Origin of the sequence: Tessaracoccus sp., from assembly GCF_016714275.1 — a bacterium.
Lineage (GTDB): Bacteria > Actinomycetota > Actinomycetes > Propionibacteriales > Propionibacteriaceae > Arachnia.
In genome coordinates, this window is the sequence record NZ_JADJNP010000001.1 from 1,710,096 (window position 1) to 1,734,310 (window position 24,215).

Genomic DNA, 24,215 nt, shown 5'->3' on the forward strand with positions numbered 1-24,215 from the left:
CGTTGTCTCCCAGATGCCACGGGTCGGATTCCACGCTGCGAAGGGTTGCGCCGTCGGGGGTTGCACCCGACTTGGGCCAGGTTCGGGGGCGTGACTGGTCGGCGGGTTCCTGACCTGCGGTGATGTGTGGGGTGGTGGCCTGGAGGGGACACCACGGGGGGCACCATAGGCTGGCGGGATGGCTCATCCGCGGGTGCTGAAGCGTGCGAATGGCACGCGCCAGGTCCAGATCTCGTGGGGCAAGCGCGAGGGCAAGCGGAAGGTCGAGTACGTCGGCTCTGGGCGCACGGATGAGGAGATTGAGCTCCTGCTCGCCCAGGCCCGTGAGCGCATCAACGCAGGCCAGGGCGTCCTGGACCTCGATGTTGACGGCCCGCGCCACCCGGGTGAGCCGCTGGAAGAAGTCGCTTCGCAGATGGCGGTGCTGTGGGAGGCGTTGACCACGGCCTTCGGGGCGTTGGGCTTCGACGAGGCGGCCGACGATGAGGTGTTCCGCGATCTGGTCCTGGCCAGGATTGTCGAGCCCACCTCGAAGCAAGCGGCCGTCGAGCGGGTCTTGCCCGAGATCGGTGTTCCGCACGCGTCTTACCGGACCGTCAAGCGGCGGTTGCGCCTGTATGCGGCCGAAGGGTTTCGTGACTCGCTGGCCGCCGCGTGCGCCCGAGCCGCGAAGCTGGGGCCGGCGAGCTTGGTGCTGTTCGACGTGACGAACTTGTGGTTCGAGACCGACAAGGAAGACGACTTCCGCATCCCCGGGTTCTCCAAGGAGCGCAGGGTCGACCCGCTCATTCAGATCGGGCTGCTCGCTGACGCGACCGGGATGCCGTTGATGATCACCGCGTGGGAGGGCAACACCGCTGAGACCAAGACGATGATCCCCACCTTGAAGGCGTTTATGGCCGCCCACCAGTTGCGTGACGTGGTGGTCGTGGCCGACGCGGGGATGATCTCCGAAGCGAACTGGAAGGCCATCGAAGCCGAAGGACTCTCCTTCGTCCTGGGGGCGAAGATCCCCCAGGTGCCCTACGTCGTGCAGCGATGGCGCACCGACCACCCCGATACTGAGTACGCCGACGGGCAGGTGTGGGTCGCCCGCGAACCGGTGGGCACGGGCAAGAAGAACCGCGCCGATCACGCGACCTACTACCAGTTCAAGCAAGCGCGGGCCGCGCGCACGCTGCGCGGGATCGACAAGCAGATCGCCAAGGCCGAAGCCCAGGTCGCTGGCAAGGACACGGTCAAACGCAACCGGTTCATCAAACTCGACGGTGCGACCAAGAAGATCAACCGGGACCTGGAAGCCAAGGCCCGCGCCCTGGCCGGGTTCAAGGCCTACCTGACGAACATCGAGGACCCGACCCCCGAACGCGTGATCGGCGCCTACCAGAACCTGTACAAGATCGAGAAGACGTTCCGCATGGCCAAGTCCGACCTGGCCGTGCGCCCGGTCTACCACCGGCTACGCGAGTCGATCGACGCGCACCTGACCATCGTGTTCGCCGCGATGGCCGTCAGCCACTGGATCGAGACCACCACGGGATGGTCGATCAAGAAGTTCATCACCACCGCCAGGCGCTACCGCACCACCTGGGCCAAACTCGGCACCCAAACCGTGCCGATCAGGAAACCGCTACCCGACGACCTCCGCGAAGCCCTCACCAAGATCGATCACGCCGCCCGCTGAGGGGACACCACGATGGCCCAAGTCGGGTCGTGATCCGCTGCCAGTGCACTCCGAAGCGGTTGAACGTTGCCGCTCGGTCCTGGGCGCAGCCCACCACGAGAGCCTTCGCGCCCTGTCAAGCAACGAGGCCACCACCTACCTCCTGGAAGTCGTGGAAGGTGCCGCCATCACGTGCATCCAGCCGCAGGTCGGCCAGATCGCCGAGAACGGCGCCGAGAGCCCGTAGAGGTCGAGCTGCGTTGTCTCCCAGATGCCACGGGTCGGGTTCCATGCCGCGAAGGGTTGCGCCGTCGGGGGTTGCATCGCCGGGGTTGCGTTGGTCATGGTCGTCTCCTTCTGCGGGTGGCCGTGTCGCTGGGGAGGACAGCAGCCCGCGGACGTTCTCGATGATGACCCATTCGAGCTGGAGCGCGTCGATGGCGGCGGCCATGTGCGCCCACAGGCCCGAGCGTGTCCCAGGCGCGAGGCCGGCCCGCTTGCCGACCATCGAAACGTCTTGGCACGGGAACCCGCCGATGAGGATGTCCACGGGCTCGACCTGGCGCCAGTCGATGGTCGTGATGTCACCGAGGTTCGGAGCCTCGGGCCAGTGGCGAGAGAAGACGCGGGCGACGGGTTCGTTGAGTTCAGAGAACCACACGGTCTTGGCGTTGAAGACGTGCTCGACGGCGAGGTCGAGGCCGCCATAGCCGCTGAACAGCGACCCGATCCTGAGTCGTGAGTCGCCGCGGGCGTTGAGGTCGTGCATGAAGTCTGCTCCGGTGACGGTCGTCCCCGGCATCCGTGCTTAGTCGAGAACTGATGCCGAGCTGGTCACTTGTCAGGTGCACGACTCCGCCACACGCCCGCTGCTCAACCGAGTCCCCGCTTGCCGCCGTCCGAGGTCCTCCATCTCCGGCCTCAGCTCCGACCGCCATCCGAGGTCACACGCGTCTTGCAGATCGAGGTTGAGTCAGGCATTACCGCGGCAGAAGTCACCGGGTGCGGTTGCTCACCTGCCAGGCAGGAGCGGAGGCGAGCATGACGGTTTCGATGCGCGTGATGTCGGCGGGTGACGGCTACAAGTACCTGCTCAAGACGGTCGCGGCCGCCGACGGCAACAGGCCACTCTCCACGCCGCTCACTCGCTACTACATGGAAGAAGGCACCCCACCTGGTCGTTGGCTCGGCACGGGCGTGGCGGCCCTGGGCAAGGGCGAGATTCAGGTGGGCGACCGAGTATCAGAACACCAACTCCAGCTACTGATGGGGAGGGGCCACGATCCGATCACCGACGAGCCGCTCGGTCGAGCGTTCCCGACCTACAAGAGCCAGGAGCAGCGGATCGAGGTGCGGATCGCCGACCTCGACCCGACGATGACGCCTGGCGCCAAAGGCGAAGCCGTCGCGCAGATCGTTGCCGAGGAGAGCGCCCGGAGCACACGGCGTGCGGTGGCGGGCTTCGACTTCACCTTCTCCATCCCGAAGTCCGCATCAGTGCTGTGGGCAGTCGCCGACGCCGGAGTGCAGGCGCTGATCGCCGAGGCGCATCATCGAGCGGTTGCGGAGGTGGTTGCGTTCATGGAACGCGAGGTTGCAGCCACCCGCACGGGCGCAACCGCCGGGGACGGCGCGGTTGCGCAGGTCGATGTCACCGGGCTCATCGCGACCGCGTTCGATCACTTCGACTCCCGAGCCGGCGACCCCCACCTCCACACGCACGTCGTCATCAGCAACAAGGCCAAGACCGTCCTCGACGGGAAGTGGCGCTCGCTCGACGGCAGACCGATGCACGCCGCCGTCGTCGCGCTCTCCGAACTACACGAAGCCGTGTTCGCCGACCACATGACGCGCACCTTCGGCGTCTCCTGGGAGGCGCGCGAGATGGGCCGCGACCGGAACCCAGCGTGGGCGATCACCGGCGTGCTAGAGGAGCTGGTCGCGGAGTTCTCCACCCGCGCCCGCCACATCGACGCGGAGAAGAACCGACTCATCGACGAGTACGTTGCCCAGCACGGACGCCAACCATCGAACGCGACGATCCTCAAACTGCGAGCCCAAGCGACCCTGACGACTCGGCCGGAGAAGCAGGTCCGGTCCCTGGCCGACCTGACCGCCGAGTGGCGCGACCGCGCTACGAAGACGCTGGGCCGGGACGCGACGATGTGGGCGCGCGAGGTGACCGACAACGACAAGCCGTTGCTGCTTCGCGCCGACGACGTGCCGCTCGACGTGATCGGCGAGATCGGGCGCTCGGTCGTGGAGGTTGTCGGTGAGAAGCGCTCGACCTGGCGACGATGGAACCTCATGGCCGAGGCATCCAGGCAGACGATGGGCTGGCGGTTCGCGACCATGCAAGACCGAGAAGCCATCGTCGCAATGGTCGCCGACGCCGCCGAACGGGTCTCCCTCCGGCTGACGCCTCCTGAACTCGCCACGTCACCGGTTGTGTTCCGTCGGCCAGACGGCAGCTCCGTGTTCCGTCCGAAGAGCTCGACGGTGTTCACCTCCGAGTCCCAGCTCGCGGCGGAGGACAGACTCCTCGAACGCGCCAGCAACCTGGCCGGGCCGACAGTTGCGCTCGCGACGGTCGAGAAGATCACGCGTCGCGCCGACCCTGAAGGGCGGATGCTCGGCGACGACCAAGCCGACGCCTTGACCCGCATCGCGGTGTCGGGACGGATGCTCGACGTGCTCGTCGGCCCCGCCGGGGCGGGCAAGACCACCGCCATGAACGCACTCCGCCGCGCCTGGGAAGCCGAGCACGGCCCCGGTTCCGTCGTCGGTCTCGCACCGTCAGCGGTCGCCGCACAGGTTCTCGCCGACGATCTCGGGATCGCGACCGAGAACACGGCGAAGTGGTGGCAGAACCACCTCATCCACGGCACCACCTTCGAGGCGGGACAACTCGTCATCATCGACGAAGCCTCCCTCGCCGGCACCCTGTCACTGGACCGCATCACCCACCTCGCCCAGGACGCGGGCGCGAAGGTGCTGCTGGTCGGCGACTACGCCCAACTGCAATCCGTGGACGCCGGCGGCGCATTCGCGATGATCGCCAGAGACCGGGACGACACCCCGGAACTGGTCGAAGTTTACCGCTTCACCCATCCGTGGGAGAAGGCCGCCTCACTCGAGCTGCGCCATGGACGCGCCCAGGCCGTCGACGCCTACCTCTCCCATCAGCGCATCACCGGCGGCGACGCCGAGACCATGACCGATGCCGCCTACAACGCATGGCGAGCCGACCGCGACAAGGGGCTCGTCTCGGTGCTGATCGCCGAGACCCACGAAGACGTGACGGAGCTCAACCGACGCGCCCGCGCCGACCTGATCCTCAACAAGACGCTGAACCCCGACCGCGAGGTCGAACTGCGCGACGGCACCGCCGCCGGCGTCGGCGACACCATCATCACCCGACTCAACAACCGGAACCTCCGCACCCTGGCCGGGCGGGACTGGGTGCGCAACGGCGACATCTGGACGATCACCGCCGTCGGCGACGACGGGACCATCACCATCGCACGCGACTACGGGACCGGCACCACCGTCCGCGCCGATGGAACCATCAGTGCTCGGAAGCGCGGACGGAGGTTCGGCGGCAGCATCGTCCTCCCAGCCTCGTATGTAGCCGAACATGTCGATCTCGGCTACGCAGTCACCGCCTACCGTGCCCAAGGCGTCACGACCGACACTGCGCACGTACTGGTCGAACCGACCTCGACCAGAGAGACCTTCTATGTCGCAATGACCCGAGGCCGCCACTCCAACCGCGCCTACGTCACCCTTGACCGCGCCGACGACCATGCAGAGCCGCACCCCGGCGACGACCCCAACGCGACCACCCGCAGCGTGCTCTACGGCGTTCTCCAGCACAGCGGAGCCGAGCTCTCGGCGCACGAGACCATCGTTGCCGAGCAGGAGCAGTGGGGCTCGATCGCCCAGCTCGCCGCCGAGTACGAGACCATCGCCGCCGCAGCCCAACACGACCGCTGGGCTGCCCTCATCCGCAGCTCCGGCCTCACCGACGACCAGGCCGACAGCGCCATCGATTCCGAGGCATTCGGCCCACTCGCCGCCGAGCTCCGCCGCGCCGAGGCCAACCACCACAACGTCGATACGCTCCTGCCGCGCCTCGTGGCCGCGCTCGGGTTCGGCGACGCCGACGACATCGCCGCCGTCCTCCACTACCGCGTCGAGCGCGCGACCTCTCGACCAGCGGGATCAGGACGAACCCGGAAACCGCCGCGCCTCATTGCCGGACTCATCCCACACGCCGTTGGCGTGGTGGACGCCGAGATGCGAGCCGCACTCGACGAGCGGGAGACGCTGATCGAAGCCCGCGCCGACGCCATGCTCGACACCGCGCTTGCCGAAGGCGTCTCGTGGACAAGGGCACTCGGAACGCCACCAAACGAGCGACGACGAGCCGCGACCTGGCGCAGGGCTGCACGAGTCGTTGCCGCTTACCGGAACCGGTACCGCATCACCGACGATGCACCCCTTGGTGCCCCGGCCGAGTCGGCCGCGCAGAAGATCGACGCCGCGAGGGCGCGAGCAGCACTCGACAGGATGCTCCTTCTCACTGCCCAGAGCGCTTCGCCGGAGGCTGGGCTCAACACCGCCAGGCGGGAGCAACCTCAGACAGGACGCAGCATCTGACCCTTCCAAATGTCCCCGCCTCGACGTAGCCTTGAAGCGAGGCGGATTTCTCCTTACCTTTGGGCCGCTCGCGGCAGACCTTCGGGTCACTCCCCACGCACCGTCTCGACAACATACGTGCGTGTTGAGAGGAGCCCATCATGATCCGCCTACTGTGGACAGTCAGCACGGAGGTCCGCTACTTCCTACGTCGTTACATGCCGAGCAACGTCCTTCTCGACCTGATCCGAACGAGGAACGGGCTGAAGTGGGGCGTGCCAGCGATGCTGCTGGCCGCTCCGTACCTGGGCGTCGCTGCCTGGTGCACTACTCTCATCGAGTCCGGCGGCCCCGGATGGCTCCACCTCGTGGTCCTGGTCTGTATCTGGAACGCTCTCAAGATGGTCATCATCGGCCCGGTGAGCGTGGCGCTGCTCGTGAGGGCACGCGCCAGGGAACGCCAGGCCCGGAAGCGTGCCGAGCGCGAGGTAGACGCTGAAGTGTCTACGCGTGAACTCACGAGCAGCAGCCGCTGAGCACACTTCCGCCCATTCCGCCGTCGCAGCGTTGCTGCAACGACCGTGTTGGTTCAGGCGTAGCCGGACGGACTCGATCCGCATCAACTTGCGTACGCGGCGCTGAGACCTGGCGCGCGTTGCCGCGTTCCACCAGACGCGCAAGATCAACGCTGTCGGCGATCAGTGACGCGGTGCCCTCCCGCAGGAGCCGATGCGGCCCGGCGCTCGCGGCACTCGTCACCGGGCCAGGCACTGCTCCCACCTTCCGGCCCAGCTCGAAAGCGTGCTGCGCCACCTCCAACGAGCCTGACCGGCCTGCTGCCTCGACGATCACCGTCGTAGACGCGAGCGCCGCCATTAGTCGCCCGCGAGCGATGAACCGATGCCGTGTCGGAACTGTGCCAGGCGGCACCTCGCTGACGAGAAGCCCGACATCAGCCACGCGTTCGAGTAGGTCGCAGTGGCCAGCAGGGTAAGGACGGTCGACGCCGTTGGCGAGGATCGCGATGGTGTCGCCACCTGCCGCGAGGGCGGCTTGGTGCGCAGCACCTTCGATCCCGTAGGCGCCGCCAGCGACGACCACTCGTTCATCCGCGGCCGTCGAAGCGGCGAGTTCGCGGGCAACATGGTCGCCGTAGGAAGTGGATGCGCGCGACCCGGTGATCGTGACGAAGTCCTGCAACGGGCGAGCGAGGAACGATGAGGCGCCGCGCGTCCACAACACGTAGGGAGCGAGATCGCCAAGGTCGTTGAGGGCGACCGGCCAGTTGGCGTCGCCGGGGACAAGAACCTGGATGCCTGACTGCTGAGCCTGGTCGAGACGGGCAGCGATGTCCTTCGCCGCAGGTGCGTCGAAGTGGTCGCGCCAGACCTGCGCGCCGACGGCGCTAAGACCCACCACGGCGCCGTCGCGCTCGGCAAGTCGGAGCGTCTCCATCGCCCCGAGTCCATTCATGACTCGGCCCGTCACCGGATCGTTGGGCTCGACGAGCATGGACAGCACCATCCGCGCGGTTCGCTCGTCGTCTGCGAGGTCACTCAGCCCAGCCATCGTCGGTTCCTCTCGGGATTTGATACCGACGAGGTGCGCTTACGTCGCCTGAATGGTCGAGTGCGCCTGGACCACCTATGTAGACGCGTAGACGTCGAAGCTACCTTTGGTGACGCTCTGCACGTACGACGCTGCCCCAGCGATCAGCCTGAGTTGTTCGTCTGAGGATGCCTTGATGCTGAGGCCTGGTTGGGCGATGACGGTCGAGATGCGGGGGAACAGTTGGGGGGCTTGCTGCCGGATGCGGAAGAGGGCTTCTCGATCGCCGATCTCAAAAGGGCTGAGACCAGTGCGCATGGTGTACGCCTTGGCGCGGCGGTCAAGATGCTCCAGCAACGGAAGGGCTCCGTTATCGCGCCATCGCGCACCTCGCATCGCTTGCCCACATACCTCGTACAGGTCGCTGAGGCGTGAGCCGGCTGTGGGCTTCGATGAGTACTTGCAGTGCACCAGCGTGACAAGAAGATCGCCCTTGTCGACGCGGATACCAACAAGGTCGGCGGCTTCGCCAGCGCGGTCGTCGTCGATGAGGATATCGAAAGTCTGGTCTTGCGACAGGAATCGGGCCATGTACGCCTGAATAGAGTTCGCCTTGCGGTCGGTCCCTTGCGATTCCACAGTGATATCAACACCATTGCCCACCCAGTCGAGGGCTCGGAGCTGCTCGCGCGGGTATGGAGCCAGCTCGGTCCGTGGCGCGAGGAGCCGATCGTCGCCTGTCACCATCCGATCTCCCGACAGGAAGAGGGTTGGCTTGTGGTTGTTGAGCCAGGTCGAGAAGGGGGTCGTCGCGTCTCGCCAGCCGATAACCTCGGCATCATCACCCTTTGCGCTGTAATGCAGACCGTGCGAGCCGAACTGCCCCTCGTAGGCCAACTCCCAGCCGGGAGTCATGATCGAGAAGCGGAGCGGGCCGCTGGTGCCAAAGTCGTCGATCCTGAACTCGGCATCGGTGAGGAGCACGCTTGAGTCCTTGTGGCTAAGTCTGGAGGATGTTCCGTTGCCTAGGTACAGATTCCAGGGCCACTCCATCGCCAGGACGGGGAAGCCTGGTCGTTCGCTTACGTCGGTCGGGATGATCATGGAGCGGAAGAGCGAATGAATATCGACGCTGCCGTCGTTCAGCTTCGCGCCTTGCTGTCGGCACCAGGTGCGCCACTCGGCAAGGTTCGGCGCCGTGCGCATGGACCAGAACCTTCCCGAGAGCGATGCTGCGATGGTGACGCGCTCGCCTTCCTCGAACGCTTTCGCCGCGACGTGGGTGTTGGACTTGTGCGTGCGTTCAGCCTCCGTGAGCGCTGTCTCCACGTCACTGCCGACGTGCATGGAGAAACGTTTGTCGCGATCGCGGGCATCGAGAAGGCCGATGTTGGTGGGGATGAGCCTGTCCAGCTTCGAGAAGACCTTGAAGGTGTCGTATCCGTTGAGTGGTCTCGGCTCGTGGCCGAGCACTGCCTCGACGAGGTCGGCGAGACTGTGCTTCGTGTCAGAACAGTGGATGTAGAGGATGCCTTGCGCACGATCAAGGTACATGGCGAGGAGTGTGTAGTCAGTGGCGCGCAGCGACGGGATGTCACCCCATCGGAGGTTCGCAATGGTCTCGACCACGAACCACGCAATGGTGTTCTCTGCGTTCACGCTGATGAGGTCGTCCAGCACGGCGTCTCCATAGACTTCGCGTGCTGCGAGCGGGTCCCAGTCGATGGTGGATGTCGCGAAGGCCTTGGCGCTCATCTTGGGTTCCAAGAGGCCGACTGGCACATCCGGAGGGTTGTCAACGAACGACGCCTCGAACTCACTGACCTCGTTTGCACGTTCAGTGGCGCGTTCGGTGATGTCGCTCAGCACCTTGTCCCAGTCAGGGTCTTCACGAAGAAGGAACCGCATCGGCGAGAGCGCGTGACGTGGGTCCTGGCGCACGTAGACGCTCGCCCTGCCAATCGGGAGTGGAGAAGATGTCCTCGCGAGCCGACCGATGAGTTGCACCATCGGGCTCAGCGATCGGTGTGCGTCGTGAAATGCCCCTACCTTCAGCGTCGGTAGGTCGAATCCCTCGCCAAGCATGTCGACGCAGACAATCACACGGCTCGTCCGGTCGCGCATCGCCTTGAGCGTCTCGGCTCGGCGGCGTGCTGACATCGAGTCGTAGATGACCTTCGGCGTGAGCTCGGGAGCGATGCGTGAGTAGAGCGCATGAACTTCATCCGCCCTCGCCTTCGACCCCACCCGTGCCAGAAGCAGATGCTCGTGGCCGGCGACCAAGTCATCTCGAAGCCGCGAGACTGCGGCGAGTGCCAATGCCTCATCGTCATCATCCAGATCGAGTACCGCAGTGAAGTCGATGGTGCTGAAGTATCCCTCCTTCTGAGCTTCCCGTAGCGGGAAGCGGAAGATGACGCGGCCGGGCAGTGTCAATCCGTCGCGACGGAACGGTGTCGCCGTGAACAGAAGCGTTGGCCGGTTCGCGAATACACGGATGATCTCTGTCCATGTTCGAGCCGGCGCATGGTGCGCCTCGTCGACGAGCAGGTGTGTGAAGCTCTCGAAGAAGGCTGCGCGCACGTCAGGCTCGTTGGCGTGGATCGCGTTGGGTGTTGCAACGACGACGTTCGCTGCCTCGACGAAAGCCCTCGCTTCGGCACCATCGGTGAACCGGCCCTCTACCCGGCCGACTCTGGGGCGCAACGCGCGGTGGTCGACGATGCCTTCGATCTGAAGGATGCCCAGGGTCTCGAACTTGCTCGCTATCTGATCGCGAAGCGCAGTGGAGGGAACGACCACCAGCACACGTTCGGGCCGTTGTGCCACGAGCCACGCCAGCATCGTCTCTGTCTTGCCTGTGCCTGTCGGCATGACCACGATCCCGGGCTCAGACAGGCCGGACGACTGGTAACCGACGATGGAGTGAAGCGCTGCGATCTGCGGTCGTCTCAGGCTGCGGGGTAGGTCATGCGCAGTGAACCCAATGGCACCTTCGAAGGATTGGATGACCTCGCTCGCCTGAGCCGCCTCTCGACTACCGCCCCATTCGATCTGGGCGTTCGGGGAGTGATCTCCAGGGAGCCTCGCCGCGAGCGGCCCATCAGTCGGAAGATCAGCAGTGCACGTTGTAGGCCACTGTCCGAAGGGTGTCTTCACCACTTCGATGCCTGGCTCGGTCTCAAACACCTCGATGTCGTCGCACGTCGGGACCAGCAGTTGACGGACTACGTTCTTGCCCGTGACGTGGGACGTCGCCCAGACATCCTCGGTGCGGTATTCCACGTCGAGCCTCTTTCTTCTTCGCCTATCCAAGGAACGCGACTGCCAACAAGTGCGCCGCGATCACCCCTTGGATGACCTAGGGTCGTTCCCAGGTGCGATCGTGTCTTGCGCGCGGATCGTCCCCTTGAGCGAACGGACCTGTAGCTCGCCGCCTCCGTCGTTGCCGAGGATCGTGCGGGCGCGCTGAATGCCTTCGGCCTGTGTCGAGGTTACGGCGCTGGCACGATCAGCTCTTGGCTTCCGTACGTCCCAGTCGCCGTCGCTTCGGCGCTGGACTACTCGCTTGTTGGGTTCTGTCATGATCTTTCCTCTTTCTCGGATGGGACTGCTGCCCACTACTTCCTGTTGTCTGGGTGGTCTTTCACCAGCGTCAGCTTGGGCTGGGGATCGTCGATGCCAGCTAGCCGTCGTATGTGACGAGGCGTCATCTGGAGGTCCTCCGCGACCTGAGTCAGTGGCACACCTGCCTGGTCAAGCAGCTCAAGCGCGGACTTCAGGAGTTCGGGTCGCTCGCCGGGATAGTCGTGAACCGGCATAGGTCGCCGAGCGATCCCATTCAGCGTGATGTACGCGCGACGGGCTGTGGACTCCGAGATAAGATCAAGCTCCCGGGACCGGAAGATCAGAGAGTTGATGGAGACCCCCCACAGCTGGCTAAGTTCCTCGTACCGGTTGAAGTTGATGCGCCGAGGCAACTGGTCACGGATCGCATCGCGAGGAGTGAGGAACTCGGCCGCGAACATGTCTGCCTGCCGCTCAAGTTGGCTATCTGTTCCTTGCCGGCCGTGATGAAGGACGATGTGTCCAAGTTCGTGCGCGGCCGAGAACCGATGCCGCATAACATCGTTGGCCTTGTCTGGGGTCAGCACGATCATGGGACGTGGCAGTGCGGTGGTCGAGAAGGCGTCGATCCGGCTCTTCTCGTCAAGTGCGAGGTCTTCCTTCATGGAGAAGAAGACTGTCAGGATGCCATGCTGTTCAAGCTCGTACACGAGGTGATTGATCGGCACGGTCCCGAGCATCCAGTGTTGGCGCATGGCTCGCGCTGCTGTCACGGGGTCGGGCACATCCGATGAGTCGACCTGCGCCCAGGTAGGGAGGTCTAGATCAGGGAACTCCACGCTCTCTTCGAGGTAGCAGCTGAGTTCCCAGGCTTGTTCGACATACGCAGTCGCTTGCTGCTGTTGCGTGACAGTCGTTGAACGGAGTCGACGGAACGACGCTTCAGCGATGTCCACCTGGACGCGTGGACGCCCGAGCGCGAAGAAGCCCGGCGGAACACCGAGCGCCGTGGCTAGGGCAGCGACCGTCTCTGCGCGGGGACGCACCTCTCCACGCTCGTACTGCCCGATCGCGGCGGCCGATACGCCAACCTTGCGATGAAGGTCAGCCTTGGACATCTTGCTGATCCGACGAGCCTGAGCTAGCCGCGCTGGGTCAAACATCCTGGCAACCGCCGCTAGGTCAGCGTCGCCTACGTACTCAGTCGGCATGGGTCAGTTGCCTTCCTGCTCGGACCGCCGCTGGCGCAGCTTCACCGAGGTACGCGGACGGTCGCCGCTGTTGAACCCAGCGACAGGCTTCAACATGGTGTGCGGAGCATCGACCGAAGAAGGCGTGCGCTCATAGGTGAGCCGCTCGGGGTCTGCAAACTCCAGGTACCGGCCGTTCAGTCGCGCAGGTGCGAAGTAGACCGTTCCCACACCCTGCGGCGTACTGCTGTAGTAGGGAACGAAGAGCGTAGTGCGAGGCACAGCCAGTTCGACGTGGCTGAGCGCATCCTCAAGCGATGCAGGCTGATCTCCTTCGAGAACGTCACTGATGTCGAAGAGCCCGGGGTCCGAGTACTTGACGTTGCTCGTCTTCGAGAGGAGTTCACGGCGCGAGTCAGGCAAGTAGCTGAGCCGAACACGGCGAACGTTGCGCGGCATCTGCTTGCCCACCCGTTGCGCGAAGATGAGTGTGTTGCCGACGAAGGTCAGCATCCGTCGGGTCGTCGGGACCTTTGCCTCCCGATAGGTAGGTAGGTCGGACAGAAGTGTGCGGAGCTCCTTCTGCACACCACGGGCCATGCCAGCCCCGTACACGTCCTGGTCCCCATCGGGATCGTCATATGCTGCCTGAGCGCGGGCCGAGCGATCCTGGCTGCGCTGGATCGCGGTCGGGATTCGTTCGCGGAGTGCCGCGAGCTCTGCTGGCTGGAACTCGCTGCGCCAGTCGTCGCTGTCGTGTTGCTGAGCCACCGGGGCCTCCTTCGTCGTCACGAAGGACTCTAGCACACAACTTTAGTATCACGCGGCAATCCGTCAGAGTTAGCACCAACAGGATGGCTGCCGAGGTCACTCTTCACTCGGCTCAACACCCTCAGTCTGTCAGATCGGACCCGGCGAGTCGGTCAAGACGCGAATCGTCGGTGTCATCCACGATGAGTCCAGCCTCGACCAGCGCTGCACGTACTGCCTTGCGGTCCACGCCCATCCGGCGACTGATCGCTCGCATCGAGACGCCCGCTCGGGCGAGGCGCACGGCCTCGGCCTTCTCGTCGATTCCCAGCCCTGGTCGGCGGCTCGGCACGTTGCGGCGACGCAGGTGCGAGAACACGGTGGCGCGGTGGATGCCGTACCTCTCGGCGAGTGCCTTGACGCTCATCCCGGCGAGGTAGTCGCCGACGAGCGCGTCCACCTCGGCGGCGGTGAGAAAAGTTTGAGCCGTCTCGACAGTCCTCACGACGGGGCCACGATCGTCCTTCGGAGCGGTATTCTGGGGGCGTCGAGAGACCTCGTAGACTCCACGGTCTAGGCGGTTGACCAGCGTTTTTGTCTTGGGGGCGGAGTTGCCGAACGTGCTACTCAGGCACCCCAAGTCTGGCCCCAGCTCTCGACGCTGGGGCCAGGACTATTTCTCGCGTTTCCCCTTGTCGGAGCCGGTTTCACCATGGTGCGCAATGGCGAAAGGCTCACGATTTCAACGCCGCCGCTGGTGCGCGATGGTGGTTCTCATGTCGGACGCGGCCTGATTTCCTCGCCCTCTGCCACCAGCGCCGCCCGGACGAGTTTCCGATCCGTCCCCATCCGCCGGCCGACCTCACGAAGCGACAAGCCTTCGCGATAGAGGCGGAGTGCCTCGGCTCTCTGCTCCCGATCAAGCCCCGCTGCAGCAGCTGGAACCTCGCGACGACGAAGATGTGCCGTGACCGTCGCCCGATGGATCCCATACTTCTCAGCGATCTTCCCCACCGGCATCCCCGCCGAATAGTCAGCCACAAGCGCGTCCACCTCGTGGGGCGTCAAATATCGCGGGAAAAGCCGATGCTCCGACGATCGAACCACCCTGCCACGCGCATCGGCAACGCCGCCCCGCCCTTGCGGCAGAAACACGCCCGTTTCGCCGCCCGACACCCCATCGGGGCTGCTCTCCTCCATCCGATCGTCGCGCCACGGTCGTTGCGCCGCCCTGTGCTCTACCGGGGAGACTTCCCGCTTGAGAGCCCGCAAGAGCGTCGTGTGCGCGACCTGATAGCGCTGCGCAATCTCACGGGAACCGACCCCGCCATTCAAGAGGCGCCGAGCGTGCCACAGGTCCTCCTCGCTGAGCACACGATTGTGCTCACGGACTCGCACGCCAGCCTCCCCAAGCCGCTTCCTCACCGTCTGAACGTGAAGCCGATGCTTCCTCGCGATCTCGACCTGCGTCATGCCATTGGCATAGTCCACCACCAGCGGCAACAACACCGCCGGACTACTCCTCGCGCCACCCGTGTCCCTTCGCTCACCACCACCCGGGCCATAACCATGCGCACCGCTGGCTCGTCCTCCGCGATCCGATCGTCCTCGCTGCTCGCGACCTTCGGAGTTCCCCGAGGTTTCCTGCGGCCCCAGCATCTCGGGGTGCTTCTTGATCAGTTCCAGGAGTCTCTGCTGAGCCGGGTCGGGCGGCAGCATCAGGGACTCAAGCAGCCCCCCGGATCTCCGGATCGCCTCTCGTCGGTGGCACGTTCTCCCCGTCCACGCTCACGACGCCATTGTCAGGCCAGGTGTCTTCATGGCCTCATCCAACCAACACGTGATGCAGACCCTCTCGGATCAGATCACGCCGCCACACGCCGTTATCTCTTACAGTCCCGTGCGCGATGGTGACTCTGGGCCAAGGTCTGCACACCGCTTACCTCGACTAGGACCGCCAGTAGTGGAGCAGATCCGATGCTTCAATGTGAACCGCAGTGAGATCTGCGAGATAGTCGACGTAAGAGCGGCCACCAGGGAGCGCCTCGATGATGCCGTTCATGGGCTGAGCCGGATTAAGCGGGCTTGTGAGCTTGTTTCTGATCTCGTAGTGCATGGACCGATTCCGCACCAGTTTTCCGTGCGGCGAGATCAATCGCTGCCACTCCGGCGAGCCGAGCAGCGCTCGCATGCGGTCCACATGCCGGGAAGCTGGCGCGGGTTGCTCCTTATCTGCGTGCTCCAAGGCGCTGACCGCGTGATAGACACCAACCACAGTGGCGCGAAATGCTGCGTCTTCGTGTCCGACCGCCAGACTCGGAAGGACATAGCGAAGAGCATTGAGTTCGCCGGCTACGTGCGTCAGGACCAGCTTCAGCGGCTCGGCGTACGATGCGTCGAACCTACGTGACAGATACTTGTCGGAGCGACGATCTCGGTGGGATAGATAACCCAAGTGCTTGAGGGAGAGAGTTCGAGTGGCCGCGTACGGATGTCCAGCAGATTCCGCGAGAACGCTGATCGCTTGACCGTAGGCGGTAGACACAGACAGCACTTTGGCCGCCAAATCGACCGCCGACGTTTCAGGCGGTTCACCCATCCGGTAGGACAAGGTGGGAGTCACGGCGACAAGCCGACGCCCGCGTCGGAACATGCCAAGATCCCCTTCGAATCGCCGCGCCCATCTGAAAGGCGTGTTACCCAGGAACTCCTGTCGTGCCTGGGCCAGATCGGCATCCATGTGGCTCAGCAGAACCTCGTAAGGGCGTGAGGTGTCATCGAACAGCTTGGTGGCGTGCCGCGCTCTCTCGATCAGGTCATCGTGCGAGGACGGTAGCCGTGCCGCAAGGGCAGGATCAGCGACCGCTTTCGTCTTCGATCGAGCCAGTGCGGTTCCCTCATACACGATCCTGCCGGCATGACCCACGAACAGCAGCGGAACGATCGGCTCGCTGGCCCGTCCAGCGAACAGCAGAACATCGGCAATCCAGCGAGCGTCCTCTGCCACCATCTGACGAGCGACCGAAATAGGGTGATTGGGAAGGTGTGCCACCGTCATGGCAGGGCCTCTCTTCGTCGTCTGATCACCCCACGCATTCGAGTGGCGCGACCATGATTCCGCCAGCCCCAGTTCCGCAGGGCGGGAGGCGTCACGCCATCTCGTTATCGTGGTCTTGGCCAGGAGATGAAGGCTCCGTTCCAGTCGTCGGAGAACCATGCGACTCTGGCTGCTCGATGATGGCTTCACGTCTTAGGAAGTGCGAAGGCCCATACATCGAAAGTGCCCAGCGTCCTGGCTCCCACTCCGTTGCGGTACTTCCGGCATCGTCGATGCGAACCCATCGCAAGTCGGTCCGGTAGGTGGCGCCATTCACCACAATCTCCACATCAGTGTGCGCGACGGCGGCCGCGACGTGACGAACGCGCAGGATCATCCAGGAGGAGAGTTCATGGGTCCGATAGAGGTCTTTGGCCTCAACAGCGAGCTTGCCGACGGACGATCGGGTGCTCCCAAGTTCCATGAAGTGCGCACCGACTGGTGCCCACTGCTGCTTCTGCCACCTTGCGAGGAAGTCCGCGCAGACTCGCGCAAGCTCTGGTGGGTCTCCAGCGGTGAGGTCGGGTTCGTACTCATGGGGTTGCCACTCTTCGATCCTGGCCTTCTGATTCTGGACCTCTTGCCATCGGTTGAGCGACTCCCGCAGGGTGGGGGTGGGTTCGACGGGTTTCGCTTGCCGTCTCCGCGCATCTGCCCAATCGGCAACGGCGAAGAGACGGTTCCAGGCTTTGGTGGCGACGACCTCGTTGTCGAAGTTGACCAGGGTGCCGTGCATGATGCCGTTGCGGAACAGATCGGTCACTTCGGCCGTGTCAGTCTTGTAGACCCCTTTGACGAACGACTGGAGCGTGACTCAGGCCCAGGTGATGCCCAGCCACGCTGTCCCATGCCACCATGTCCTCCACCGCGCGCGCATGCAGACCCTGGCGAGCCGCGGTGTCCAGGTCGTTGACGAAACCGTCCATCACGGATAGCAGCACCAGGACAGTGCTGTAGTAGCGACCGGCCTGGTAATCGGTCAGCGCCTTCTGCAGCAGGTCGATGCGAGGGCGCATCGCCTCGAAGCGGTGGAGGCGGCGGAGTGGGAACGTGATGCGATCAGCCGTCTTGTAGTAGTCGATGAGACGCGCCTCCGCGGTCTCCGCGTCTCCAGCAGCGATGACGTGCTCGACCGCGGGGAGGTTGAGGTCGCTAGTGAACACCCAGTTCCGTTCTCCGAGAAGTGCATAGAACGTGTCCACGATCTCGGTGATGCGCCGATGCTCACGCTGTAGGTCCTTGAGTTGCTTCCGTTGGTCCTTCGACAGCAGGAAACCGAGCAACCTAAACGCCGCCATCTGCTGCTCCATCTCCTTGACAGATGGAAGATCGCGCGCCGAGCCGTATGGGCTCACTTGTGAACTACTCGCCATACTCAGAACCGTAGCTGGCGCCGCTGACAAGTGATGCCCGGTCAGACCCGGTGCTCGGGACACAGTCCGTGTTGTAGACCCACCGCATCGTCAAGATACGCCTCACAGCGGACGCAGGCGATGCCTCGGAAGATCGTGCTCGGCTGGTCTGGGTCGGCCTGGACCGGTGTCGCGTCGTAGGCATCAGCGAACGGGACTGCTGAAGGTTTGGTTGACTCCAAGATCGCATGACTCTCACGAGAGGGTCGTGCTGGAAGGATGGCATCCATGCCGAAGATCGCTTACACCGACGAGTTCAAGCGCGACGCGGTCGCGCTGGTCGCCTCAGGCATCCCGCAGAAGCAGGTCGCCAAGGACATGGGGATGGCCAAGACCACCCTTCAAGCCTGGGTCCGCGACGCTCGCTTCCAGTCCCACGGATGACCCCGACCACCGATCCTGAGCAGCGCAAGGACATGGCCCAGGCGTTACGCAGGATCCGCGAGCTGGAGATGGAGAACGAGGTCCTACGGCGAGCGGCGGCGTATCTGTCGCAGGCTCACATCACGCCCCCAAAATGATCTACCCGCTCGTGAAGGAGATGGCTGCGGTCGGTGCCACCGTGAGGGTGCCGGTGGCGGTCGCGTGTCGGGTGTTGGGATTCTCCAAGCAGGGCTACTACAAGTGGCTCAAGCAGCCGGTGTCGGCCCGCGAGGCCGAAGAGCGTGAGCTGATCGACGTGCTCCACCAGCTCCACGATGATGACCCGGAGGGCGGCTACCGCGTCCTGGCCGATGACATTGCCGAGTTGGGCTACGAGTTGTCGGAGCGCAGAGTGTGGCGGCTGTGCCGGGTCGCTGGCATCCAGTCGGTGTTCACCAGGCGCAAGACCCGGTACAAGAAGGCCGGCGCTCCCGTCCACGATGACCTGGTCAACAGGCAGTTCAGCGCCGACGGCCCCAACGAGCTATGGCTGAGCGACATCACCGAGCACCGCACCCGCGAGGGCAAGGTCTACCTTTGTGCGATCAAGGACGTGTTCTCCAACCGGATCGTGGGCTACTCGATCGATTCGCGGATGAAGGCCCGTATCGCCGTCAACGCGCTCCAGATGGCAGTGGCCCACCGAGGCCGGCCCGCCGGGGTGATCGTGCATTCCGACCGCGGGTCCCAATTCCGCCCAGACGCTTCCTGAAGGCCCTCAAACGCCACGGCCTGACCGGCTCCATGGGCCGCGTGGGGGCATGCGGTGACAACGCCGCGATGGAGTCGTTCTTCGCGCTCCTGCAGAAGAACGTCCTCGACCGACGGTCCTGGAGTACACGAGAGGAACTGCGGCTAGCGATCGTGTCCTGGATCGAGGGGAAGTACCACCGGAAACGCCGTCAACGCAGGCTCGGGAAACTCACCCCGGTCGAGTTCGAACTCATCATGAAACCAACCGCTAGACTGGCGGCATAAACCCCGGAGGTCAACCAAACCTTCAGCGGACCCAACTGTGCGACCAGGCGGGGATGTCTGCGGCCGAGCATCCGGTGTACCTCGGTCGCCGTACGCGACGGGTTCTTCTGCACAGCTGCGAGCAGATCAACGCCTTCTCGGTATGCCTGCTCGGTGAACCGTAACGCCATGAAGTAGTCCGGGCTGACCGCGCTCATTCCATGCGCCGCGAGATCATCGAGTGCGAAATCATCGACATCGGTCGTGATCAGATACCTGGCTCCCGCACAGATCGCGTCAGCCACCACCTGCCGATCCTTGGTCGTGTCAGTCACTAGACCTTCGGTGCTCTGCGCGGTCGGCGATAACTCCGTGCCCAGAATCTTCGTACGAACGATCGATGTCCGCGATGCCTGGCCGCGCGCGTGCCGATCGGCTTCGACCTCGACGTGCCTCGACCACGTCCACCTCAGACCGTCCGCACGGGCCCCGGCGATCAGCAAGGTGCGGGTCACCGGCGAAGCGAGCGCGTTGGCGTCCAAGAAGAGCAGCGGTGCGTTACTCACCGAACAACTCGGCCTCGATATCGGCAGCAGACGCCTCGGCCATGCGGCGCAGGAGTTCGCGGCTGTATCGCTCGTACTCGTTCAGTGGTATGCGGTGGTGAGTGCCGACCTTCGTTGCCTTGATGTCGCCGTCGGCGATCCGGCGCAACACCGTGGACCGAGACATCCCCAGCCGCCCGGCGACCTCTGCTGGGGTCAGCAACTCCACCCGAGTGGAGAAGTCGACGACCTCACCGCGCTTCTTCGCCGAGTCCAGGAACGCACGCACCCGCACCCAGTCCTCATTCGACAGGTGCGCCGGGTCCACCGTCATGCTGCTCATGCTCCCCAGCATACTCCGCCGTGACCACTTACACATCGCTAAATGTCCACATTGCTAGTCGAGCGCTGGGCCCACAACTCCTCCTCACGGTGGCGGTTCATTCGGGCTCCCCGGCTGCGCTGGCTTCGACCAGAGCCCTCCGCACAGGGTCAAGTCCCGGGGAGTGGTGTAAGCGGTTCCTTCGTCTAGGCGGTGAGGGTGAGGGGTTCGGTCACCTCCTCGATGTTGGTGATGGTGGTGAGTCGGCAGCGTGCGAGGATGTCGAGGCCGAGGTAGCGGCGGCCCTCTGCCCATTCGTCGGTCTGTTCAGCCAGGACGGCGCCGACGAGCCGGATGATCGCTTCCCTGTTCGGGAAGATCCCGACGGCGTCGGTGCGGCGCCGGATCTCCCGGTTCAGGCGTTCGGCGGGGTTGTTGGACCAGATCTGGGTCCAGACGTCTTTGGGGAACGTCGCGAACGCGAGCACGTCGGGGCGGGCTTGCTCGAGGTGTTCGGCGACTTCGGGGAGCTTCTCGCTGGTGTAGTCCAGCAGCCGGTCGAACTGCGCCTCCACGGATGCCTGGTCGGGTTGATCGTAGACCGAGTGCAGCATCGCCTTGACCGCCGGCCAGAGACTCTTCGGGGTGACGGCCATCAGGTTGGCGGCATAATGGGTCCTGCAGCGCTGCCACGAGGCGCCGGGCAGGTTCGCCGCAACGGCTTCAACCAGCCCGGCGTGGGCGTCGGAGGTCACGAGGCGGACCCCGCCCAGGCCGCGGGCGACGAGGTCGGCAAAGAACGTGTTCCAGGCGCTGCGGGTCTCGCTGGTGGCGACCTGCAGGCCCAGGACTTCGCGGTGGCCGTCGCCGTTGACCCCGGTCGCGACCAGGACGACGGCGTTGATCACCCGGCCCCCCTCGCGGACCTTCATGGTGAGCGCGTCGGCGGCGACGAACGTGAACGGGCCAGCCTGGTCAAGGGGGCGGTGCCGGAACTGGTGGACGTGCTCGTCCAGCTCGGCCGCCATCCGGGACACCTGGGACTTCGAGAGCCCGTCAATGCCGAGGGTTTTGACGAGCTTGTCCATCCTGCGCGTAGACACCCCGGCGAGGTAGCAGTCCGCGATCACCGTGATCAGTGCCGCTTCGGCGCGTTTACGGCGCTCCAGCAGCCACTCGGGGAAATAGGTCCCCGAGCGGAGTTTCGGCACCGCGACGTCGATCGTGCCGACACGGGTGTCCAGGGGCCGGTGGCGGTAGCCGTTGCGTTGCGCTACCCGCCCTGCCGAGGGTTGACCCCATTCGGCGCCGCACACGAGATCGGCGTCGGCGGAAAGGAGTTGATTGATCATGGTCTGCAACAGGCTGCGCATCATGTCCGGGGAGGCCTCGGTCAGGAGGTTGCTCAGCACGTGGGCAGGGTCGACAATATGAGGAGCGGTCATCGTGATCTGGTCCTTTGAGAAGAGCTTTGAGACGTGAACTCGAAGGATCCCACGGTGACCGCGCCGTCGTCCCAGACGACACCGGCCACCCTGGGCGCTACACCACTCTAAGGGGCTCTACTTTCCATGATCTCCTCGGCAGACTTCAACATGTCCCTTCCTCGAGTGGATTCAGCGCTTCAGCACCGCCATCGCTACTCGAGGAAGGGGCCCCAACCGCGGACGCGGCCAGGCAACAGACGAACGTGTCGGGCAGATCCCATGGCCACCACCGGGCAGATTTCATGACCGCCAGCGGGCAACTACATGACCGTCACTGGGCATTTTTCCGTGTCCGCCGACAGATGAGCGGAAACTAACGACCGGTATCCCGAGGCAGGAAGAGTCTCCAACTCCATCCCGGTCCGAGTCTCGCAGGAACAGCAATCGGTGGAGGTGAAGCATCATGCAGGAGGTCCTCGATTTCGACGAGGATGGTCGGGTGCGGGCGCTCGAAGGAAAGATCCTGGAGTTCAAACGTGATCTGTCCTCGCCGACAAGGCCATTGCGAACGATAGTCGCGTTCGCTAACTCCGCCGGCGGTCGCCTGGTCATCGGCGTTGAGGACGATGGCACGGTTGTTGGTGTCTCCGATCCGCTCAGCGAGGAAGAGCGCATCACGAGCTTGATTGCTGATCGGATCTCGCCGCAGTTGGTCCCCGCGATCGACCTCGTCACCGTCGACGACGCGACGATCCTTATCGTTGACGTTCCTCTGAGCACCCGCAGCATCGCCTCTCCCGTGAGGCAGAAGTACGGCTGGAGACCGGTCCGACGGAACGCGTCGTGACTGCTGCCGCGGCCGGAGCCGACTATCTCATCCTGGGACGCGACGGCGACATGAAACGGCTGGGGCCTCGGAGCCTCGGGCGTGAGACCCGTTTCGTCGTCGACCATGCACCTTGCACGGTGTTGCTCGTCTGGCCCGAGGCGGCACCGAGCATCGCGTCCATTCCTCCCGCCCCCGGTCACCCGTAGACGGCGTCGAGGTTCCGACGTCGTTGCGATAGAGCTCGACCTGCGCCGCTGACAAGCACTGCGGTAGACCGGAAACGAGGCTCGCTCCAACGCTAACCTCGGTCCGGCGTACGACCGGATGAGCGATGTCGAGATCCTGGCTTCGTCCTGTTACCCGAACATGGTCCAGTTGCCTTCGGAGACGACCTCCACAGCACCGTCGGCAACCTTGATGGCCGTTTGCTCGTCAATGGCGTACGCCAGACCGCCGATATCCGCAGCCCAGCGTTCTGCGTGGGTCGGCGTGTTCGTCGGGAAGAGGTTCAGGTGAGGGAAGAGGGAGAAGTCCACGATCCCCAGCGTGCGGTCGTCGGGAGCCGACGGCCACTCGACGAAGTACTCGCCGATCCGGGGAGTCATCACCATGCTTCCCGCACTCACCCCCACCCAGACCGTGTCAGGGAACGACGGAATCAGCGCGGCAAGGCCGGACTCTCGCATCCAGTGACTCAAGTAGGTCGCGTCGCCGCCGTCGACAAGGAGCGCGTCGGCCTCCTGAACCCAAGGCAACCACCGCTCCTTGCCGATCGTGGGCAGCGCGGTGAGTTCAAGGACACCGAGCGACTTCCACCCCAAGCCCGTGAGGTGCTCCCAGCGGGGCTCCGCGGCGACAAGGCCGCGCACTGACGCCGGCCCGCACATCGGGTGCCCCCACTGGGCCGTCGGGACGACGAGGGCATGGGACTCGGCGATCGGCTTGCCGAGGAGCTGTACGAGTGCCGCGCGGATACTCGGGTTGGTGACGCCGCCTGATGTGAGCAAGAGCTTCACGGTTTCTCCTCAGATTCCCGCTCACGGTCTCCGACCGCGGCCCACGTCCCGCGCGAACGGGCACCGCCGTGTGTCGCGGGCCTAGCCTAGGCCAGCCACGACGCCCGGTTGCCACAGACCAGATACCCCGCCAGGCGGGCCTCCAGCGGTAACCTGGCCACCATCCGGCCGAATCGCCACGCGCATCAAGGGAGAGCAACGCGATGAGAACGCTTCGCTACTCGATCAACGTCACGCTCGATGGCTGCTGCCACCACGAGGCGGGGCTGCCTCCGGACGAGGAGTCGATGACCTACTGGACCACCGAGATGGGACGGGCTGACGCACTGCTCCTCGGCCGGACGACCTACGAGATGATGGAGTCGGCTTGGCGGAAGCCCGCCGGTGGCCCGTGGCCCGACTGGATGGAAGAGTGGGAGGTCCCGTTCGCCGAGGCCATCGACGGCGCGAAGAAGTACGTCGTGTCGAGCACCCTGAACGAGGTCGACTGGAACGCTGAACTCCTGCGAGGCGACCTGGCCCGAGCAGTCCAGCAGCTCAAGCAGGAGCCGGGCGAGGGCCTCTGGGTGGGTGGAGTGACACTCCCCCGCGCTCTGGCGGACCTGGGCCTGATCGACGAGTACGAGTTCCTCATCCAGCCGATCCTCGCCGGCCACGGTCCGACGCTGCTCGCGGGCCTGCACGAGCGCATCCGGCTTGAGCTCGTCGATCGCCGGGAGTTCCGGTCCGGGGCCATGGCCCTGCGCTTCCGACCCGCACATCCCCGGACCTGACTGACCGCCTCCCGCGGCGCTGGTACAAAGAGCGCCACGCACAAGGCCGAGCGGC

Annotated in this window: 21 protein-coding genes and 1 pseudogene; 7 read left to right on the forward strand and 15 right to left on the reverse strand. The window is 64.7% G+C overall.

The genetic code is table 11. The features are described 5' to 3' along the window. The first annotated feature begins 178 nt into the window (after positions 1–178). Complete coding sequence (locus tag IPJ61_RS07900; RefSeq protein ID WP_297105117.1) at positions 179–1,684, forward strand: IS1634 family transposase; 1,506 nt, start codon at positions 179–181, stop codon at positions 1,682–1,684. Positions 1,685–1,799: 115 nt separating this feature from the next. Here the strand turns inward: IPJ61_RS07900 and IPJ61_RS07905 are convergent, their stop codons facing one another. After that, positions 1,800–2,432, reverse strand: coding sequence for a DNA cytosine methyltransferase (locus IPJ61_RS07905; RefSeq protein ID WP_297105119.1), 633 nt, complete (start codon positions 2,430–2,432; stop codon positions 1,800–1,802). Positions 2,433–2,704: 272 nt separating this feature from the next. Between IPJ61_RS07905 and mobF the strand changes: the two genes are divergently transcribed. Next, a complete protein-coding gene (gene mobF / locus IPJ61_RS07910; protein WP_297105123.1) occupies positions 2,705–6,325 on the forward strand; it encodes a MobF family relaxase in 3,621 nt (1,206 codons plus the stop codon). Between the two features lie 140 nt (positions 6,326–6,465). After that, on the forward strand, positions 6,466–6,840 hold the full coding sequence (locus IPJ61_RS07915) for a sulfate permease (protein WP_207473693.1): 375 nt from the start codon (positions 6,466–6,468) through the stop codon (positions 6,838–6,840). On the opposite strand, the gene IPJ61_RS07920 is transcribed toward IPJ61_RS07915, so the two are convergent. From IPJ61_RS07920 to IPJ61_RS07965, 10 genes are all read right to left on the reverse strand, one after another. Further along, positions 6,821–7,873: a DNA-processing protein DprA gene (locus IPJ61_RS07920; protein WP_297105132.1), complete on the reverse strand. Its 1,053-nt coding sequence runs from the start codon at positions 7,871–7,873 to the stop codon at positions 6,821–6,823. The genes IPJ61_RS07915 and IPJ61_RS07920 overlap by 20 nt on opposite strands. 75 nt (positions 7,874–7,948) lie before the next feature. Beyond that, a complete protein-coding gene (locus IPJ61_RS07925) occupies positions 7,949–11,137 on the reverse strand; it encodes a DEAD/DEAH box helicase (RefSeq protein WP_297105135.1) in 3,189 nt (1,062 codons plus the stop codon). 60 nt (positions 11,138–11,197) lie between these two features. After that, on the reverse strand, positions 11,198–11,437 hold the full coding sequence (locus IPJ61_RS07930) for a DUF2188 domain-containing protein (protein ID WP_297105138.1): 240 nt from the start codon (positions 11,435–11,437) through the stop codon (positions 11,198–11,200). A gap of 35 nt (positions 11,438–11,472) precedes the next feature. After that, positions 11,473–12,630: a helix-turn-helix domain-containing protein gene (locus tag IPJ61_RS07935; RefSeq protein ID WP_077351351.1), complete on the reverse strand. Its 1,158-nt coding sequence runs from the start codon at positions 12,628–12,630 to the stop codon at positions 11,473–11,475. Between the two features lie 3 nt (positions 12,631–12,633). Beyond that, positions 12,634–13,380 (reverse strand): hypothetical protein, encoded by a 747-nt coding sequence (locus IPJ61_RS07940; RefSeq protein ID WP_297105141.1) that lies wholly within the window; start codon positions 13,378–13,380, stop codon positions 12,634–12,636. Between the two features lie 121 nt (positions 13,381–13,501). Further along, on the reverse strand, positions 13,502–13,864 hold the full coding sequence (locus IPJ61_RS07945) for a hypothetical protein (protein WP_297105145.1): 363 nt from the start codon (positions 13,862–13,864) through the stop codon (positions 13,502–13,504). A gap of 269 nt (positions 13,865–14,133) precedes the next feature. Beyond that, positions 14,134–14,868, reverse strand: a complete 735-nt coding sequence (locus tag IPJ61_RS07950; protein WP_297105147.1) for a helix-turn-helix domain-containing protein — start codon at positions 14,866–14,868, stop codon at positions 14,134–14,136. A gap of 439 nt (positions 14,869–15,307) precedes the next feature. Then, positions 15,308–16,417, reverse strand: a complete 1,110-nt coding sequence (locus IPJ61_RS07955; RefSeq protein ID WP_297105150.1) for a hypothetical protein — start codon at positions 16,415–16,417, stop codon at positions 15,308–15,310. Between the two features lie 91 nt (positions 16,418–16,508). Beyond that, positions 16,509–17,219 (reverse strand): hypothetical protein, encoded by a 711-nt coding sequence (locus tag IPJ61_RS07960; RefSeq protein WP_297105152.1) that lies wholly within the window; start codon positions 17,217–17,219, stop codon positions 16,509–16,511. A gap of 10 nt (positions 17,220–17,229) precedes the next feature. Beyond that, positions 17,230–17,766: a hypothetical protein gene (locus IPJ61_RS07965; RefSeq protein ID WP_297105155.1), complete on the reverse strand. Its 537-nt coding sequence runs from the start codon at positions 17,764–17,766 to the stop codon at positions 17,230–17,232. A gap of 330 nt (positions 17,767–18,096) precedes the next feature. Between IPJ61_RS07965 and IPJ61_RS07970 the strand changes: the two are divergent. Next, positions 18,097–19,269, forward strand: a pseudogene (locus IPJ61_RS07970) (IS3 family transposase). Here IPJ61_RS07970 and IPJ61_RS07975 read toward each other — a convergent pair. The 3 genes from IPJ61_RS07975 to IPJ61_RS07985 all read right to left on the reverse strand — a co-directional run bounded on the left by IPJ61_RS07975 (position 19,194) and on the right by IPJ61_RS07985 (position 21,560). Next, positions 19,194–19,814 (reverse strand): hypothetical protein, encoded by a 621-nt coding sequence (locus IPJ61_RS07975; protein WP_297105158.1) that lies wholly within the window; start codon positions 19,812–19,814, stop codon positions 19,194–19,196. The pseudogene IPJ61_RS07970 and the gene IPJ61_RS07975 sit on opposite strands and share 76 nt — an antisense overlap. Then, the gene (locus tag IPJ61_RS07980) at positions 19,807–20,136 is read right to left on the reverse strand and encodes a helix-turn-helix domain-containing protein (RefSeq protein ID WP_297105161.1); all 330 of its coding nucleotides are present in this window, start codon (positions 20,134–20,136) and stop codon (positions 19,807–19,809) included. Before IPJ61_RS07980 ends, IPJ61_RS07975 begins: the two co-directional genes overlap by 8 nt. A 185-nt stretch (positions 20,137–20,321) precedes the next feature. Continuing rightward, the gene (locus tag IPJ61_RS07985) at positions 20,322–21,560 is read right to left on the reverse strand and encodes an IS256 family transposase (RefSeq protein ID WP_297105164.1); all 1,239 of its coding nucleotides are present in this window, start codon (positions 21,558–21,560) and stop codon (positions 20,322–20,324) included. Positions 21,561–22,005: 445 nt separating this feature from the next. Between IPJ61_RS07985 and IPJ61_RS07990 the strand changes: the two genes are divergently transcribed. Both IPJ61_RS07990 and IPJ61_RS07995 read left to right on the forward strand, forming a co-directional pair. Beyond that, positions 22,006–22,389 (forward strand): AlbA family DNA-binding domain-containing protein, encoded by a 384-nt coding sequence (locus tag IPJ61_RS07990; RefSeq protein WP_297105167.1) that lies wholly within the window; start codon positions 22,006–22,008, stop codon positions 22,387–22,389. Beyond that, positions 22,386–22,577: an adenine nucleotide alpha hydrolase family protein gene (locus IPJ61_RS07995; protein WP_297105170.1), complete on the forward strand. Its 192-nt coding sequence runs from the start codon at positions 22,386–22,388 to the stop codon at positions 22,575–22,577. Before IPJ61_RS07990 ends, IPJ61_RS07995 begins: the two co-directional genes overlap by 4 nt. A 150-nt stretch (positions 22,578–22,727) precedes the next feature. Here IPJ61_RS07995 and IPJ61_RS08000 read toward each other — a convergent pair whose 3' ends face one another. Beyond that, a complete protein-coding gene (locus tag IPJ61_RS08000) occupies positions 22,728–23,387 on the reverse strand; it encodes a Type 1 glutamine amidotransferase-like domain-containing protein (protein ID WP_297105173.1) in 660 nt (219 codons plus the stop codon). Between the two features lie 203 nt (positions 23,388–23,590). Between IPJ61_RS08000 and IPJ61_RS08005 the strand changes: the two genes are divergently transcribed. Further along, on the forward strand, positions 23,591–24,160 hold the full coding sequence (locus IPJ61_RS08005) for a dihydrofolate reductase family protein (RefSeq protein ID WP_297105176.1): 570 nt from the start codon (positions 23,591–23,593) through the stop codon (positions 24,158–24,160). The last annotated feature ends 55 nt before the right edge of the window (positions 24,161–24,215 follow it).